Source organism: Janthinobacterium sp. NKUCC06_STL (assembly GCF_019345455.1).
GTDB lineage: Bacteria > Pseudomonadota > Gammaproteobacteria > Burkholderiales > Burkholderiaceae_D > Janthinobacterium > Janthinobacterium rivuli.
In genome coordinates this window covers 71596-87223 of the sequence record NZ_JAHKQY010000015.1, presented here as the reverse complement: position 1 = coordinate 87223, position 15628 = coordinate 71596, and the positions used below count along the sequence as shown (strand labels likewise).

The 15628-nt window shown below is 60.3% G+C and carries 23 protein-coding genes and 1 tRNA gene; 7 read left to right on the top strand and 17 right to left on the bottom strand.

Annotation, left to right across the window (positions count from 1 at the left end; genetic code table 11):
• Nucleotides 1-47 precede the first annotated feature (47 nt).
• Nucleotides 48-353 carry a hypothetical protein gene (locus KO539_RS28765; RefSeq protein ID WP_219313669.1) on the top strand — a complete coding sequence of 102 codons (306 nt, stop codon included), beginning with the start codon at nt 48-50 and terminating at the stop codon, nt 351-353.
• Here KO539_RS28765 and KO539_RS28760 read toward each other — a convergent pair.
• The 3 genes from KO539_RS28760 to KO539_RS28750 form a co-directional block, all read right to left on the bottom strand.
• Nucleotides 336-542, bottom strand: coding sequence for a hypothetical protein (locus KO539_RS28760; RefSeq protein ID WP_219313667.1), 207 nt, complete (start codon nt 540-542; stop codon nt 336-338). The genes KO539_RS28765 and KO539_RS28760 overlap by 18 nt on opposite strands.
• A 77-nt stretch (nt 543-619) precedes the next feature.
• Nucleotides 620-692, bottom strand: a tRNA-Gly gene (locus tag KO539_RS28755).
• Between the two features lie 175 nt (nt 693-867).
• Complete coding sequence (locus KO539_RS28750) at nt 868-1047, bottom strand: hypothetical protein (RefSeq protein WP_219313665.1); 180 nt, start codon at nt 1045-1047, stop codon at nt 868-870.
• Nucleotides 1048-1343: 296 nt separating this feature from the next.
• On the opposite strand from KO539_RS28750, the gene KO539_RS28745 reads away from it, so the two are divergent.
• Nucleotides 1344-1781, top strand: coding sequence for a hypothetical protein (locus tag KO539_RS28745; protein ID WP_219313663.1), 438 nt, complete (start codon nt 1344-1346; stop codon nt 1779-1781).
• Between the two features lie 6 nt (nt 1782-1787).
• On the opposite strand, the gene KO539_RS28740 is transcribed toward KO539_RS28745, so the two are convergent.
• The 10 genes from KO539_RS28740 to KO539_RS28700 all read right to left on the bottom strand — a co-directional run bounded on the left by KO539_RS28740 (nt 1788) and on the right by KO539_RS28700 (nt 8693).
• Nucleotides 1788-2315, bottom strand: coding sequence for a hypothetical protein (locus tag KO539_RS28740; protein ID WP_219313661.1), 528 nt, complete (start codon nt 2313-2315; stop codon nt 1788-1790).
• Nucleotides 2316-2391: 76 nt separating this feature from the next.
• Nucleotides 2392-2802 (bottom strand): hypothetical protein, encoded by a 411-nt coding sequence (locus KO539_RS28735; protein WP_219313659.1) that lies wholly within the window; start codon nt 2800-2802, stop codon nt 2392-2394.
• Nucleotides 2802-3146 (bottom strand): DUF1064 domain-containing protein, encoded by a 345-nt coding sequence (locus KO539_RS28730; protein WP_257626540.1) that lies wholly within the window; start codon nt 3144-3146, stop codon nt 2802-2804. Before KO539_RS28730 ends, KO539_RS28735 begins: the two co-directional genes overlap by 1 nt.
• Nucleotides 3143-3475 carry a hypothetical protein gene (locus KO539_RS28725; RefSeq protein ID WP_219313657.1) on the bottom strand — a complete coding sequence of 111 codons (333 nt, stop codon included), beginning with the start codon at nt 3473-3475 and terminating at the stop codon, nt 3143-3145. The genes KO539_RS28730 and KO539_RS28725 overlap by 4 nt, the downstream gene beginning before the upstream one ends.
• A gap of 36 nt (nt 3476-3511) precedes the next feature.
• On the bottom strand, nt 3512-4405 hold the full coding sequence (locus KO539_RS28720; RefSeq protein ID WP_257626539.1) for an ATP-binding protein: 894 nt from the start codon (nt 4403-4405) through the stop codon (nt 3512-3514).
• Nucleotides 4347-5153 carry a YdaU family protein gene (locus KO539_RS28715; RefSeq protein ID WP_219313655.1) on the bottom strand — a complete coding sequence of 269 codons (807 nt, stop codon included), beginning with the start codon at nt 5151-5153 and terminating at the stop codon, nt 4347-4349. The genes KO539_RS28720 and KO539_RS28715 overlap by 59 nt, the downstream gene beginning before the upstream one ends.
• Nucleotides 5150-5572, bottom strand: a complete 423-nt coding sequence (locus KO539_RS28710; protein WP_219313653.1) for a hypothetical protein — start codon at nt 5570-5572, stop codon at nt 5150-5152. The genes KO539_RS28715 and KO539_RS28710 overlap by 4 nt, the downstream gene beginning before the upstream one ends.
• Nucleotides 5569-7971, bottom strand: coding sequence for a DNA methyltransferase (locus tag KO539_RS28705; RefSeq protein WP_257626538.1), 2403 nt, complete (start codon nt 7969-7971; stop codon nt 5569-5571). The genes KO539_RS28710 and KO539_RS28705 overlap by 4 nt, the downstream gene beginning before the upstream one ends.
• A 54-nt stretch (nt 7972-8025) precedes the next feature.
• Nucleotides 8026-8205, bottom strand: a complete 180-nt coding sequence (locus KO539_RS30495) for a hypothetical protein (protein ID WP_257626537.1) — start codon at nt 8203-8205, stop codon at nt 8026-8028.
• Entirely contained in the window at nt 8202-8693 is a 492-nt protein-coding gene (locus tag KO539_RS28700) for a nuclease domain-containing protein (protein ID WP_219313651.1), read from the bottom strand. The genes KO539_RS30495 and KO539_RS28700 overlap by 4 nt, the downstream gene beginning before the upstream one ends.
• 14 nt (nt 8694-8707) lie before the next feature.
• Between KO539_RS28700 and KO539_RS28695 the strand changes: the two genes are divergently transcribed.
• Complete coding sequence (locus KO539_RS28695) at nt 8708-9376, top strand: hypothetical protein (RefSeq protein WP_219313649.1); 669 nt, start codon at nt 8708-8710, stop codon at nt 9374-9376.
• A 17-nt stretch (nt 9377-9393) separates the two neighbouring features.
• Here the strand turns inward: KO539_RS28695 and KO539_RS28690 are convergent, their stop codons facing one another.
• Both KO539_RS28690 and KO539_RS28685 read right to left on the bottom strand, forming a co-directional pair.
• Entirely contained in the window at nt 9394-10236 is an 843-nt protein-coding gene (locus tag KO539_RS28690; RefSeq protein WP_257626536.1) for a phosphoadenosine phosphosulfate reductase family protein, read from the bottom strand.
• Nucleotides 10237-10238: 2 nt separating this feature from the next.
• A complete protein-coding gene (locus KO539_RS28685; RefSeq protein ID WP_219313647.1) occupies nt 10239-10667 on the bottom strand; it encodes a hypothetical protein in 429 nt (142 codons plus the stop codon).
• A gap of 14 nt (nt 10668-10681) precedes the next feature.
• Between KO539_RS28685 and KO539_RS28680 the strand changes: the two genes are divergently transcribed.
• Nucleotides 10682-11311, top strand: coding sequence for a hypothetical protein (locus KO539_RS28680; RefSeq protein WP_219313645.1), 630 nt, complete (start codon nt 10682-10684; stop codon nt 11309-11311).
• 2 nt (nt 11312-11313) lie between these two features.
• On the opposite strand, the gene KO539_RS30780 is transcribed toward KO539_RS28680, so the two are convergent.
• Together KO539_RS30780 and KO539_RS28670 are read right to left on the bottom strand one after the other, a co-directional pair.
• A complete protein-coding gene (locus KO539_RS30780; protein WP_219313643.1) occupies nt 11314-11796 on the bottom strand; it encodes an HNH endonuclease signature motif containing protein in 483 nt (160 codons plus the stop codon).
• Nucleotides 11793-12698 (bottom strand): hypothetical protein, encoded by a 906-nt coding sequence (locus KO539_RS28670; protein WP_219313641.1) that lies wholly within the window; start codon nt 12696-12698, stop codon nt 11793-11795. The genes KO539_RS30780 and KO539_RS28670 overlap by 4 nt, the downstream gene beginning before the upstream one ends.
• Here KO539_RS28670 and KO539_RS28665 point away from each other — a divergent pair.
• From KO539_RS28665 to KO539_RS28655, 3 genes are read left to right on the top strand one after another with little or no spacing between them, the layout of a single operon-like run.
• Nucleotides 12672-13697, top strand: a complete 1026-nt coding sequence (locus KO539_RS28665; RefSeq protein ID WP_219313639.1) for a hypothetical protein — start codon at nt 12672-12674, stop codon at nt 13695-13697. The genes KO539_RS28670 and KO539_RS28665 overlap by 27 nt on opposite strands.
• Nucleotides 13694-14350, top strand: a complete 657-nt coding sequence (locus KO539_RS28660; protein WP_219313637.1) for a lambda exonuclease family protein — start codon at nt 13694-13696, stop codon at nt 14348-14350. Before KO539_RS28665 ends, KO539_RS28660 begins: the two co-directional genes overlap by 4 nt.
• Nucleotides 14347-15618 carry a hypothetical protein gene (locus tag KO539_RS28655; protein WP_219313635.1) on the top strand — a complete coding sequence of 424 codons (1272 nt, stop codon included), beginning with the start codon at nt 14347-14349 and terminating at the stop codon, nt 15616-15618. Before KO539_RS28660 ends, KO539_RS28655 begins: the two co-directional genes overlap by 4 nt.
• Nucleotides 15619-15628 lie beyond the last annotated feature (10 nt).

Here is a 15628-nt window from a genome sequence, read left to right as displayed (position 1 = left end):
TTCGTGGTATTGTTGCAATCCCCACAACTGCAAGAATGGAACTAAATATGGCGCATTTCATTGTTAGCTTTCGCATTAAAAGCGATTCCGGTTACCAGAGCAGATACGATTCTTTTAGAAAAAGGGTCGAGGAAATTGCTGGAGGCATTGGGAAGGTTTGGGAAGAAACATCGTCTTTTTATGCATTCGAGACAACAAATACCGCTCAAGGCCTGTGCAGCGACCTTTACCTGAGTACTGAATTTGATTCATCGAAAGACATGATGCTTGTCGTCGATATAAAAAATCAGCAAAAGGCAACAAAAGGCGAGATAAAGTATCCCAATACCCTAGATTCAGCCCTTGGGTTCTGAGCCAAAAATTGAAGCTTCAATCTCGCGAAGCCTATGTTCGCTCACTTCGAGGCTGGCAGTATTGAATTCCACATAACCGATTGCCTGCATCAAGGCTTGCTCAGCGTCGCGCTTCATTGCGACTGCCGTAGCAAGCTTTTTCTTCTTCTCGATGATTGATTCGACGAGTTCACGGTATTGCTGCTTCATGGTCAACCTCAAATAAAAAAGCCGCCAGCGCAGTGATGCGGCCGGCGGCGAAACCCGGAGTGCCGGGCAAGGAGAACTGGAGCGGGTGAAGGAATCGAACCCTCGTGGAAAGCTTGGAAGGCTTCCGCTCTACCATTGAGCTACACCCGCGAAATCTGGTGCCGGGTTACAGCGTCCCGGCGTCGGTTTGGCGCGCAGCCTCGCGGCGGCGCCCGACTGATTGACTTGCTTGGTTGCTGGATCGCTACTTCACGGCGCACCTCCTTTTCAGGCCTGCGGCGGCATGAGCGCGCGCACATCCGGCCGTTCAAATTCTTGGGATTGCTTATTCAGCCTCGACGTCGAGCATGCGTTGGAACTGGCGCACCACGGCGATATCCAGCTGGTCGAGCACTTCTTGCTGCGTCGGTGGCTCGACCGGCGCCGGGTCGGTGATGATGGCGATCATTTCATGCGGCGTGTGGCGCCATCGGATACGGCGGAACAACTCGGCTACTGCCATCATCGCCTCTCAACATGGCCAAAAAACAAAAAAGCCCGAATCGCGTAAGCGTCGGGCTTGGGGTGTTGCTCCTACGGCTATAGTGCGTGATGAGCGGTACGTACGAGCGAAAGCATCAATTGAATGGGTGCTAGCCTCGAATCCCGACTATCGTTGAGGCTCGAAGCCTGCATTACGAGTGCCGAGAGTATGTGGAATTGGAAGTTAACGTACTTCACCCAGGATGTCAACTAATCCTATTGTGATTCCATATGGAAATTATGATAAGATCAAAGCAACCACGACTTACTGGAGAAGTTATGATTAAAGGCTATGCAATCGCACTGTGTTTAGACGACGTTTTTGATGTATTTGGCGGACGGAAGCCCACTATCGCGGATGATCCTGAAGTTTTGGAGCAAGCCTCATATTACGTGAATGGCGGAACGCAATCTCTTTTTATAGCGGTTCTAAAAACAATCTGTACCGACGAGAATGAGTTCCTAGCTTATGAGGGCGGTCTGGCATTCTACGGCAGTCCCCTACACGGCACGAAGTTCACATATTCTTCACACCGTCACATTGCTGAAGAGAATGCTATTTTAAAAGAGCTGCTCCCCAAGTACGAGGATAGGATCATCGCAAAACGTGCCGATATTCGGAAAAAAGCTATCGAGTACTACCAGGCAAATAGCAAATACAGCTCTTCGAAAGAAGAGCTCTCGAAGAGTTACGAACTGTTCGATCCAAACAGCTAACACCATCTAAAACTGGCCTAGACGTCCTGCTGCACGCCCATGATGGGCCTGCAGCAGGCCTTCCAAATCGCTAACCATGTCTAGCGTGCGCTCGCGCTCAAACCCGCCCCCATTGATCTCGGCCCGACCAATTCCTTTGCACGGAGCACAGATTTGGCGGCTGGAGGAAATACCGGTGCCACTGCAGTTAGTGCATTTCCCGTCGAGCCAGTAGGCCAGCGATCGCTCAGCGACGCGACGGTACAACGCTTGGGCCGCATGGGCATCCCATGCAGCACCCTCTTCCACCCATTTGCGCTCGCGCCCTTTCTGAATTACGCGCGCAGTCCAGATTCGCAGCAACTGCGTCAAATTCCCCGAGTTGCCCTCGAAGAGCTTGTTGATTGTGCCATCCGCATATTTGACCCGGCACAGCAACGAGCCTAGATCGCCGGCCAGCGCCGCTGCCGCGATCGCATCCAGGTCGTGATGAAACGCATCATCCCGAAGATTTGAAGATTGCAACGATGCTACAAATTTTTCTGCGAAGCCCATGAATTCCCTTTCATTCCGTACGTCAACGTTAACACCTTTTTTGTCCTGTGCTAGTCAAGCCAATCTCTGGCGCTGATCAGGCCCAAAGCTGCGCGAAAGCCTTGGCCTGCGCCGACGTCAGCACGCCCAGCTCCAGCATAGGTAAAGCCCGCACGTAGTAGCTGACGGCCCTACGAATCGCTGCATACTCTCCGGTCGTCAGGTCGAGCAGCGCCGTCGGCCGCGCGCATGCTTTGCGAAGCGCATCCCATGCCTTGACGCTGACCAGGTACTGCTGCCTATTCCCCAGTTGCGACCAGATCGCCACACTGGTCAGCAGATGCTCGGTCAGCGTGTTGGCCATTCCGGCAGGCGCTGCGCCGCGCTTTGCCGCATCCAGGGTGATCAGCGCGGCCATGGCCAGTTGATCGACTATTTCCGGCTCGATCCGCTGTTTGACGGCGATCAGGTCGAACATGTCGGTGATGCCGGTGTATCGCGCGCCCATCAGAATTCCTCCACTTTCCAGCCGCCCGCCTTCTTCGACAGCACCTGCACGGCGACGAAGCGCAGCGGATACATGTCGGCGGCGATCTTGATCTTCACATTTGCATCCTCCATCATGTAGCCTTTCACTTCGTGCGCCTCCAGCGCACCGTCGGCCAGCTGCACGGCGAAGTCGGGCGTGTAAAACGTGTTGTCGGCCAGGCGGAATTTCAGGCCTTCGAACTTGTACCAGGCCACCTCGCCGGCGGCCTTGCGCAACTCCAGCGTCCTGGCGTAGGCCGCCTCCGTCTGGTTCATGGCACCGACCTTGAGGCGGCCCAGCGCCTGCAAGCCACGGGCCATCATTGCGCACTCGCCAGCTTGTGCATCACGGCCATGGCAATGGCAAAAGTGATGGCTGCGTTTTTTGAGGCGTGCAGGTAGTGGTGGACCATGTACCCACCGGCGCTTGATGCTCTAATGCCAGGTTTGATCGCGATATCGTAAGCGACTGCCAGCGGCCCGGCCGCCGCCCAGTCGCCGGCCCAGTTCGGCACCATCTCCTGGCCACGGCTGTCTGCCGCACCATCCGGCGGCGTGCCGACCAGGGCGCCACCCACCTCGATGATGCTGGACCAGCCCAGCAGCTCGGCCAGGCGTTTGTTTGCTGCGATTTTGTTTTCTTGATTTTTCATTTGAAGCCTTTTAAGCCGTTTTTTCTGATGGGTACGTCACTTCGTAGCGGCCATGGCCCTTGCGCAGTGCGGCGGTGCCTCTGGCAAATCCTGAGTGGCATTCGCAGCCTGGACACTCGGGCGTTTCCCCCTGTGCGACTCCCAATCGAAGACCACCAGCCTGCCGCCGCCCTCGCGCAATCGGTCAAACGCCCGCGCACCCAGGAACTGCTCCAGGCCGGCCGCGTCCAGGTTGCTGATGACGATGGTCGGGCGCGCCGCCTCATAGCGGCCGTTGATAATCTCGAACAGGATCAGCTTCTCGGTGTCGCTGCCGTGCTGCACGCCCACCTCGTCCAGAATCAGCAGATCCGGCTCGACCAGGTCGCGGATGGCCTGCGCCTCGGTGCGGCCAGCGCCCTTAGCGTAGGTTTCCTTGACGGAGCGCACCGCGCGCATCACCGACGTGAACACAGCCTGGCGCCCTTGCGCCATGATGTGGTGGGCAATGCCCGCGGCCAAGTGCGTCTTGCCGGTACCGACATCCCCAGCGAAGATCAGGCAGGCGCCAGTGGCCCGTGCATCTTCGAAGTTCTCGGCGTACCGGGTGGCCACGGCCAGCGCGCGCTCGGCGCCAGGGCAATCCGGCCGGTACGATTCGAGGCTGCGATCAGCGAAGCGCTCGGGAATGGCGGCACGGCCGAGCTTTGCGCTCCATTCGCGCGCCTTGAGCTCCTGGCGCCAGGCGGCGCGCTGCTCGGCCTCGCGCACCTGGTCCTCGACGTTCATGCAGTCTGGGCAGCCAGACCAGACGCCGCGAATCAGCATTGCCGTGTACTCGCCGTGCATAGGGCAGCGTTCGATCTGCGCGCTGGCGTAGCGCTTCTTGCCTTCAAAAGGTGCCATCTGCCCCAACGCCCTTGTGGTAATCCTGCTTGCCAAAGTTTCCATGAATGACGCCTTTTTGTGTTTGCGTTGCGCCGACTGCCCAGTCGGCCTTGTAGTGCTCGCCTGGCCCGAAGAACGTGGCCGGCTGCTTCGTGAATTGCGGCTCGGTGCGCGAGAACAGCACGTAGTTCGCGTAGCGCTGGACGCCAGCAAGAAGCGCTTCGGCCGGTACACCCTCCCTCCTGCGCGCAGCCCAGGCCTTGTGCGAGTCCTTTTTGCTTGCACCAGGGCGTGGTGGGTATGCATCCCATGCCGTTTCGAATTCCTCGGGGTATCCCCCCGGAGGCGAAGCCGACGTAGGTTTTAGGTTTACTGGTTTATGGTTATTGGTTATTGGTTCTTGGTTAGTTGCCGAGCCGTTGAGCGTCTGTTCAACGGTCGTTGCAACGGTCGTTGAACTCCCGTTCATCGCCTGTTGCAATTTCAATGCTCTTTTGGCAGCAGATGCCTTCCCAGCTGCCGATTTCTGGCTATTCGACGCGCGGTATGCCTCCAGCTCTTCCTCGCACCGCTGGTGATACCAGCCGGTCGGCGTTTCGATGAAAAACTCGTTCAACGTCTGTTCAACGGCCGTTGCCTCTTCGTTGGAACGTGCAAGGATTTTTCGGCACAGTGCGGCCCGGTCCAGCGTCAGCGGTTGTTCAGTGTCATAGTAGGTGTCGAGCAAATCGCGGTACACGCTGCGCTCGATACGCGTCAGGTGCCGGGTCGCGCGGTCAAAGTCGCCGATGTGATGGCTGTAGTAATTCAAAGCCGGCCCTCCTGCGCGAGCGCCGCGCCAAACAGCGCAGCCACCAGCGGATCACGTACCGTTTTCAGCTTGCGCGCACGATTGCGGGCCTTGTGTAGTTCGTACCGGTCTTCGTCGCGCCTGACGCGCGCCATGTGCCTGATCTGGCGCTGAGCCGACGTAAGCACCTCCGGTCGCGGCGCATCACGGCCGGCGCCTGCCCTGTACGAAGGCAGTCGAGTTTCGCGCCCGGTAGCCTGTACGCCCCAGCGCGCAATGCACACGGCGCCGTCGAGGTGCATCTGCACCAGGTAGCGGCGCGTCTGCTCGACGCTGAGGAAGACGAGCGGCGCCAGGTCGCGCGCGGTGAGCGCCTGACTGGCCAGCGCCGCAGTGATCGCCGCGACGCGGCGTGCTGACATTGGATGATCGATCTTCACTTTGCATTCTCCTCGTCCATCAGCTCCATATCGAACAGCGTGGGCATGCTGACTTCGCGCTCCATGGCTTGGCAGTAGTGCACCTGGTCAGTGAAATATGCCGGGTTCAGCTCGCTGCCGCGACCCTGGCGGCCCAGCTTCATCGCGCGCACCGGCACGGTGCCCAGGCCACAGAACGGGTCGTAGATCACCTCGCCCGGGTTGCTGTAGCGGCCAATCAGGCGGTCCACGATATCGATCTGGAAGGGGCAAACGTGCTTTTCTACCGCGCGCGCCGACTGCTCGCCGTTCAGGGTGCGCATGCGCACGATGTCGTGCCACACGGCCGGGTCGGCGCTGCCCGGCGCCAGGCTGAGATAATCCGCAGGCAAGGCCTTGCCGGCCAGCAGCGCCTCGCCCACCTCGACGTGGTATTCGTAGTTGTAGACGTTGTCCAGCGACATGCTGGTGAACAGCTTCGCGAGCTTGCCCGGGCCGAAGCTGGCCAGTTCGGCCGCGCCCAGCAGTCGGTCGCCGCTGGAGCGCCAGAAAGCATGCGCGTCGACCTGCCAGCGCGCCACGCTGTAGCCGGTACCAGGAATCGGAGCGGCCTTGCGGTCGAACGGGATCCGTTCGCCTGCATCGTCCAGGCACATCGGCTTGGCCTTGGCGACGGGCGTGTCGGCGTAGCCGCGCGAGCGGTCCGTCTGCGGCTTGTGGAACAGCAGGATGTATTCCGGCGATCCGACGCCCATCTTCGTGCTGTCCTTGCACACCTCGGAATAGCCCAGGCGGTAGGTCTGGTTGTTTTCGCGCACCACGTCGGTCACGACGGTCACGACGGTGATCATGCCCATGTAGTCGAAACCGTGCTTGATGCCGTGGAACAGCGCCTCGGCGTGAAACGGGCTGACCGTCGGAATGCCGGCGCCGGTCACGTTGCCGAAGTTGATACGGTCCTTGACGTGGCAGGCGTAGATGCGGCCCGGTTGCAGGATGCGCAGCAGCTCGGGCGTCAGGAAGTCCATCTGCGCCCAGAAGTGATCATTGTCCTGGGTGTGGCCGAAATCGTTGTAGCTGGGCGTATATTCGTAATGGTTGGCGAATGGAACGCTGGTGATGATCATGCCCATCGAGTTGTCCGGCTGCTGCATGGCTTCCAGCACGCAGTCATTATTGGCCACCGAGAACCGCTCGCCGGCCACCACGGCGCGCTCGACGCCAATGGTGCGCGCCAACGAGTCCTGCATGGACAGCTGGTCCAGGCCATAGGCGCGGATGATCTGCCCCATCTTGGCCTGCATTTCGTCGTGGCGGTGCCATTTCTCCATCAAGTCGGCCAGCACCTTGCGCTCGACTTCGGTGTGGATGATGTCGATGCGCACAGCATGCTGCTGCTGGAAGCGCTGGACGCGGTGGACGGCCTGGATAAAATCGTTGAACTTGAAGCCGATGCCCGCGAAAATCTCGCGATGGCAATGCACCTGGAAGTTGCAGCCGCTGCCGGCGATGATCGGCTTGGTTGACAGATCCTTGATCTTGCCGTCGCTGAAGTCAGCGATGCGCTGCTCACGCTGGTCCAGGTCCTGCGTGCCCCAAACGCTGACCAAGCCTGGCACCGCTGTCTGGATAGCGTGGCGCTCGTCCTCCAGGTCGTGCCAGATCAGGAAATGATCGTCAGGATCCGCCGCCATGATCTCTGCCACCTTGGCGACGCGCGCGGCCATGCTGTCGCGCTTCTCCCCGGCGGCGGCCGACAGTCCCATGGCCACGTTCGGGATCAGCAGGCCCTGGCCGTTCTTCTCGGCGCCGGCCGTGCTGTAATTGCTCGGAACCTCATGAAAACGCACGTCAAGCGCAGGCAGGTCGTAGCCCTCGTCCGAATGGCCCAGGTCGCTCGGCCGCTGGATGAAGACCGCCCAGCTGGCCACCCACAGCCAGAATTCCTGTTCCTTATGCGGGTACAGCGTCAGGTTGCCGGCCTTTTCGCTGTCGCGCTGGAAGAAGCGAGTTAAAGCCTGGCCGGTGTCCATCACGCCCAGGAAACCGGCATAGTGGATCAGCTCTTTGAAGCGGTTCGGGCTGGGCGTGGCCGTATAGACGAATTTGAACTCGACCTGCTCGAACAGCGGCAGGAACTCTTGATAGGTCTTGCTGCCATAGCTGCGCAGCACGCTGGCCTCGTCCAGGCCGACGGCGCGGAACTTGCGCACATCGATCTTGCCTTCGCGCACCGATTCGTAATTCGTCAGGTAGACGACGTCCTGGCCATCGATCTCGGCGTCCGTGCGGATGAAGCGCACTTGCACCTCATATTCGTCGGTGAAGCGCTTCGCAGCCTCGCGGATGAACTCCTGGCGCACGCCCAGCGGCAGCACGATCAGGCGCAGGCCTGGCCGGTGGATGCCGATCTGGCGCATGACCTCGAGGTTGGTGCTGGTCTTGTGCAGGCCGAACGAGGCGAAGATGGCGCGTTAGCCGCCGGCCAGGGCCCAGCGCACGATGTCGCGGGTGTGCGGCTTGAGGCCGGGGTGGATATCGGCCAGCGGGACGTCGAAGCCCTTGCGCTGGGCCAGCTTGATCTTGGCGCGCAGGAATTCGCTGTACGCGGCTTCTTTCAGGTGTTTTTGCTCTTGCGGGCTAAAGGCGCTCATGGGTATTCCAATGTAGGTTTGATGACGACGGGCGCTGCATCGAGCAGACCCATCGATCGTAAAATTTCGTGTGTGGTGCTGACGGCCGCGCGAAAGGCAACCTCCAGGCCGGCCATCGACAGATCAGTCGGGCGCGGGCGCCGGCCGTCGAGCACGTCGTGGCAGGCGCTGCAGCCGAACGCTGCGGCGGTGTCGGGCGCCTTCAGGCCCATGCCCTTGCCGTCGCTTAAAAAATTCGAATGGCAGAGCACTGTGGTATCAGGGTCGAAGTTGCAGACGGCCAGGCGCAGCGTGCAGTCCTGGCCGCGCGCGGCGCGCCGGATCGGTGTCGAGACCGGGCCTTTCGATTTCAAGCCGGCCTTGCGCTTCGGCGCCGTGCGCTGGTGCGACTGCACGGAGAGCATGCCGGTGCTGGGCATGGGTGAGGTGCGCTTGAATGGCGTGCGCACCAGGGGCTTGCCGGGCTTCATGGGTGAGCGACGCATCATGATAAAATTTCCACATGACAATCACCTTCAATCACTTTAAAACCCGCGTGGTGCGATACCCGCTGATCGCCATCGGAATTACGTCTGCGCTTTTGTTCACTGGTATGAATGAAGGCCTTAAACAGTCCGAATGGGCTGTATGGGTGCAATCTATCGGTGCCACGGTAGGCCTCGGAATTGCTATTTATATACCATATCGCCAACGAAAAGATGCAATTCAGTTGGAAGAAACTCGTCAAGCAAATGAAGCTCAACGAGTGCAAATGTCCATTAAGGATGAGTTGCAGGCATTGCAAAAAACCTTTAATGGGCCAAATATCTCGCATCTGCTCAAAATTGAAGATCCCGGAATTTTTGACCGGCATATCACGATCCCAATTCAGCGATTCCCAATATATGCGTCTCTCATTGACCGACTCACGCTCATCGAAGACGATGCACTTCGATCCGATATCATTCATGCCTTTGCCGTGGCAAAAGGCTTGATTTCCTACGCTCAACAGAATAATCAGCTGCTTACGGTATTGTCGGACATTGAAACAGAGCTTCACTATCGGCCGGATGCGTTCCAGTATGAGAGAAAAAGAATGCATGGAGTCGAGATGATAGAAATGTGCAGGCAGATGCAAGGTATCTGCCGGGAAACAATTAGATTGGTGGATGCACTGGTGGCGAAGTTGTGAGACGCCATGCATATTATTTATTCGCATAACGTCCTCGCAATCTCGCATTTTGCGACCGCGACTGAGATTCCGGTGATCTGCTCCAGCGTCATCCTGCCTTTGGATTTGCTCGGCATCATCATGACTTGCCCGGTCAAGCGCTCCAGCTCGACATACCGTCGATAAAGATCAGGGTTCAGCCGGGCAGCCGTCGTCAAGTCGGCCTTGTTGCTCATGATGCAAAAGCAGCACGAGAATCGCGACATCCCGGCGGCGTACACCCAATGTGGCGCCTGGCCGGCGGCCGCGATGCGCGCGAACACCTCGACAGTGGTCAGGTCGTGGATCGGCAGCCAGTCGTACCACTCGCGCCCAGCCTTGCTGTTGCCCTCGTGGCGCTTGAATGGCGTCAACTTCGAGCGGCCCGGCGATTCCTCGGCGCGCATGCCCATGCAGTTGACGACCAAGCCCCACGCTTCGATGCCGGCCGCCTTGCGCTCGCGCGTGACGGCGCGGACGGTGCGCTCGATTGGCCCGCGCTTGAGGTCGCTAGTGCACTGGCGCTGGGATGGCGACGGGAACATGCCGCGCTCGGCGATCATCTGCAGCAGGCCGCGCCGCGATCGACAGACGTGCAGCGGCTCGCCGGCGGTCGTCGCTTTGATCTGGTCGACCGCACCCGGCCATTCGACCTCGCCCAGGTCGGCGTGCACAATGACGCGCTGCACCGCCGGCACCAGGCCGCGCAGCAGCAGGTACATGGCCTGGCTGTCCTTGCCGCCACTGTGATTGATGACGAACATGGCGCCGCGCGCGATCAGGTCAATGATTTGCTCGGGTACCTGCGCGATGCCGGCCGCGAATAATTCGGAGTGGTCCATCGTCAATCCTCCATTGCGCGCTTAATGCCAGCGCCATCAAGGCCAGCAGCCTTGCAACCCAGGCGGGTAGCGTAAAAATAGGTCATGTCGCCGCATGCGCGGCCGGCCGAGGCCAGGCCAGCAGCGACCAGGCGCTGCATGGCCTCGTGCTGCTGGCCGCTGCCGGCGGCAAAGTAGTTGCGCCATCCCCACTTGGACTTCGGATACTGCTGCACGGCGCCGAGCATGTGCTGCAGCTTGGCGAAGTCGCCGGGCATGATTGCGTCGCGGACGGCGGCCAGCGCGCAGGCGGCGCATTTGCCGTGCTGGGCTAGCTGCTTGGCGGTGCTGGCTTTACCGCAGGTGCAGCGTTTCACGACCAACGATACAGGCGCTGATTCGGTGTTGATGGCGCGGTGCCAGCGGTCAACTTGGTTCATCGTGTAGTGCATGGTAAGATTCCTTTATGGCAATCAATCTCAACTATTTCAAAACTCACGTCGTGCGATACACGGCGCTCGCTGTGGTCGGTCTGGCCTCGTTGGTCACGCTCGGCGTTTGGTGCGGCTTGAACAAAACAGACTGGGGAACGTGGGTAGGTTCCGTGGGAACTGTGGGAACCCTCATAGGCACGATGCTGCTTGCGACGTCCGAGCGTCGGAATCGCAGCCGTCAGGAATTTGCATTGGCTCAAGTTACTGCTGCGAGCTTCGCCGAACGGATTCGAGTTCTTCGACACCTGCTTGAGCAAAGCATAGAAGCACTGAAAGTTTGTGAAAATGATATTTTCAAGGCGGATTTTGCCGGTCTTTACCGAACCATAGATGACATAAGAATTTGGAGCCCGGCCGAAACAATTCCACTCATAACGCTCCCGGGGAAAGTTGCGATGAAGCTTAGTGCGCTCGCGGCGGAATTTGTTACCGCACAAAAGAATCTTGCGGCTATGCATAAAAGCCGTAGAGATGTAGAGCCCGACACGATGAAAGCCCGCTGCCGAGCACAAATCGACACATATAGCCGAATGATCGCCACATTGGACAAGGTAACGGGCATCTGCAGGTATGCTTGCCTTGAGAGTTCTGAGGCCGATTAGTCTCATTCCTCCACCATCCTTACCTCACGCTCATGCGCTAAGTTGGCGCCGTTGCGCGCGCGGGCAGCTTCTAGCTCGCCGCAGTGCTCGTCCGCATGCTCCGTGCGCGTCAACGCCTGCAGATTGGCCGGCGCACCGTTCAATCTGTCACGGTCGCGGTGGTGGATAACCAAGCCGGGCGCCACTGGGCCATGCTCAGCCTCCCATACCAGTACCGCCCACTTGCGCCATACGTTTGGTTCGGCCGTTTTTCCCCAGGCGCGATCGAGCCCGGTATGAGTTTCGCGGCGCACGCGCATGGCGCCGACGGGTAGCCGGTTGTGCGCATCCATGCCGGGCTCGAACTCCGTGGCCGGCGAGAGCCGCTGGCCAAGCTGGATTTCTGTTGCCGGCGCGGCGTGCATGCCCGCCTTGAACTGCATGGCCGGTGAGTAACTTCTGCCAGCCATGAAGCGGCAAGCTTCGGTTCGAGTGTTCGCGATCACAATTCACCTCCTGCGCCAGCCTGCGACGCCGCAATAGCGATCACCACGGGCTGCACCCATATCGGCATGGCGCTGAGTACGAACGTCTCGCCGGCGGCGGCCAGCAGCAATGTGGTGCCCATCACCTCGCCTATGGCCTGCGCGGCCAGCTTCGGGACGGCATTGCCGATGCGCTCACGATGCGCGCTATCGTTGGTGCCGTCGAGCAACGGGAAGGCGTTGGCGCCGGTCCTGCGCTTGTGCTCGTCAATCTCACGTTGGGTTTTCGGATCGGTCGACCAATGCTCCTCCGGATCGATAAGCGATTGCAGTGCCCCAAGTTCCAGTGTGGTGAATGGGCGATGCCAGGTGCCGTCGATCGCACGAATTAGCGCGACCGTCTTCTGGTTCAGGGCCGGCAGCTGCGGCGCTTCGTCGATGCGCGGGTCTGCAACGCTCCAGCAGTCATTGTCATAGCCGGCCGAAGCGCTGACGGCGCCGCACTGTCCATCCCACGGCAGCACGCCATAGTGGCCACCCGTCAGGAATGCATCCCCCTTTTGGCGATTGATCGCACGCGGGTCGGCAACGCAGAATGCACCCTGGCCGGTCGTGCTGCCAGCAATTACGGTACCGGCCGCCTCACCGAAAGGCGTGACCAGGTACTTGCCCGCTCCTTCGAAGCCAGTGCTCGAGCGCGGGTCGGCCACGGCATAGGCGCCCTGGTCGTCGCCGCCGATCACGGTGCCGGTGCGCTTATCCCAGCGGGTGACCGCGTACTTGCTGAATATCGGACCGGTTGGCGGGCGTGGATCGGCGACGGAATATTTGCCACCGCCGGGCGCTGACTGCGCGCTGATCACCCCGCTGGTGGCATCCCAGGGCATTACCCCGTATTGGCTGTATTCGCCGGTGCCATTCATTCGCGGATCTGCAACGCACTGACCAGTGCTGTGCGCGCTGGAGACGACCTTGGCAGGCTGAGCCCAAGGTCCGACGCGGCACTCGTTGCTATGCTTATCCGGGCCGAAGTGGCGCGGATCAACACCCACTACGGGACCATCCCTGGAACGCCGAAGCCGACGCTGTACAAGCCGGGCGCCGAAGTGCTGTGTGTGACTTTCCGCATCGCCCCGATCTATCGCATTCTCGATCTCAGCACCGACTTGGTTGCACGCTTCCGCGTTACTTGCGTCGGCCAGCACCAGGTATCGGACATCATGTTGGGCGAAGGCGTCGGTGAATGCTCGTCCGCCGAAGAAAAATATAAGTGGCGCGCATCCGTGTGCGCCGAGGAATTCGATTTGACGCCAGAAACGATGCGCCGTCTGAAATTTGCGAAGTACAACGGCAGTGTCCAGAAGAAAGTTCAAGTACGTACCGAGGCAGCCGATCTGTCAAATACGGTCCTGAAAATGGCATGCAAGCGCGCCATGATCGCCATGACCTTAAACGTCACGGCAGCATCCGACATTTTCACGCAGGACATCGAAGACTTGCCGGAAGAATTGCGCGTCCAGGATGCCGGCGACCCAGCAATGTCACCTTTGGCGCTTGAGTGGGTGGCCAAGGCCAACGCTGCGCCAACCGCGGATGACCTGGCAGCTGTATGGAAGGCTGGCGTCAAGGCGATCAACGAGGCCAAGGATGCGGTTGCATCGAACGCCTTCAAGGCGGCTGTAACGGAACGCGGAACGGCACTGACTGCCGCGCAGCCTGCGCCCAAAGCAGAGAAGCCAGAACCACAACCGCTGTCCACTGCTGCGGCCGAAATACTCGCCGACATGGAAGTGCTCGCCGACGACGGTGCCGAGGTCTTCGCTGCAAGCTGGGCCAGCCTGTCGAAATCCACGCAGAACATGCTCGCCGGTCACTACGACGGCCTGATGATGCGCGCTCAGAAAACAGGAGGGGCAACATGAGATTCATTGCCTGCGCCCAAGGCACGCCGGATTGGCACCAAGCCCGCGCTGGCGTGATCACGGCGTCCTGCTACGCCGACGCTGTGTCCAAGCTGTCTCGTACATCCGGCAAACGCAAGGCCGGCGATCCGTCCATCGCGTCGGATAAATATGCCGCAGACCTGGCCATCGAGCGCATCAGCGGCAAGCCGTACGGTGCACCAGTCAAGGCCTGGGTGCTGGATCGCGGCCACGAAATGGAGCGCCTGGCACGCATGGCGTACGAGGCACGTACCGAGTCCATGGTCACAGAGGCGGGCCTCGTGCTGACGGATGACGGCTTGTTCGGCTATTCGACGGACGGTTTTGTGGGCAATGACGGCCTGATCGAGATCAAGGCGCCAATCGACAGCGTGAAGATCGTCGAGATCCTGGAGACAGGCGACCTGACCGAATACATGCACCAAATGCAGGGCGGCATGTGGATCACGGCTCGCAAGTGGTGCGATTTCATCATGTACGTGCCCGACTTGGCCAACGCCGGTAGCGACCTGTACATCAAGCGCGTGATGCGCGACGACAACTTTATTGACGCAATGGTGCTGGATCTGGCCGCTTTCGCGCGCCGCGTATCGGACCGCGAAATTCTTTTCAAACTCAAGGAGGCAGCATGATCACCGAAACCACCCAGGCCACGCCGGCCACCACCGCCCTCACCTTGCCGCAGCGCGCTGCCGTCGCGCTGGGCGCCGTGGACTATGAGGCAAAAATCAAGGAACAGGTTGCCGCCTCGACCGATATCACCGCCGTCATCGATCCCGCCGGCCGCGAGCAGGCGCACCGCATCGGCATGAACCTGCTGAAACTGCGCACCGGCATCAAGGCCGTCGGCGAGGCTGCACGCAAAGACGCGACAGACTTTAGCAAGGCAGTGATTGCCAAGGAAAAAGACCTGATTGCGCTGATTACGCCAGAAGAGAATCGCGTGTTCGAGCTGCGCGACGCCTACGACACCAAGGTGGAGGCCGAAAAGCAAGCTGCGATTGCAAAGGAGCGCGAGCGCATTGCTGCGATCCAGGCTGATATTGCGGCGATCCATGATGCGCCGCTGGAACTGGTGGGCAAGTCCGCTGCCGATATTCAGGCGGCCGCAGCAACTGTGGCTGCCATCGTCGTGGACAAGGCGCGCTTTGCCGAATTCGAGAAGGACGCTGCCAAGGTCGTTGCCGAAGTGAGCGCCAAGCTGGCCAGCCTGCACGCCGCAGCATTGGCCAACGAAGAAGAAGCCGCCCGCATTGCCGCCGAGCGCGCCGAGTTGGCTCAACTGCGCGAAGCGGCTGCCGATGCCCGGCGCATCGCTCAGGTGGAAGCGGACCGCATCGCTACCGAACGCAAGGCCGAAGATGACCGCCGTGCGGCGCTGGCCGCCGAGCAGGAAGCGGAAGCGCTGCGCCAACGCGAGGCCCAGGCTGCTGCATTGAAAAAGCAGGCAGACGCACAAGCCGAGCAGAACCGGCTGGAGCAAGCGGAAATCGCACGCCAGCGCCAGGAACTGCTGGGCATGCAAACCGCTGCAGCAGAAGGCGCACGGCTGGCCCAGGTCGACGCCGACCGCTTGGCCAATGAAGCTGTGCAAGCCAAGCAAGCCGCACAGCTCGCCGTGGCGCGCGCCGCCGAGCAAGCCGCCCAGGTTGCCGCGCCTGCGCCCTCCGCTCCTATCGGCATCCGCCGCGCGCCCGCCGCCATCGCGCCGGCCGCGAGCCGCCCAGCGCCAGCACCTGACCTGCTCGACGCCGCTGCCGATGACCTCTACCCATCCGACAGCGACATCCTCGATGTGATGTTCGAGCAGTTCGGCCTGACGGCAGCCGAGGCCATCGAACGCCTGGCCAAGTTCGACTTTGCCGCTGAGTACGCTGCCCTGATCACCAAAGCAGCATAAACACCAACTC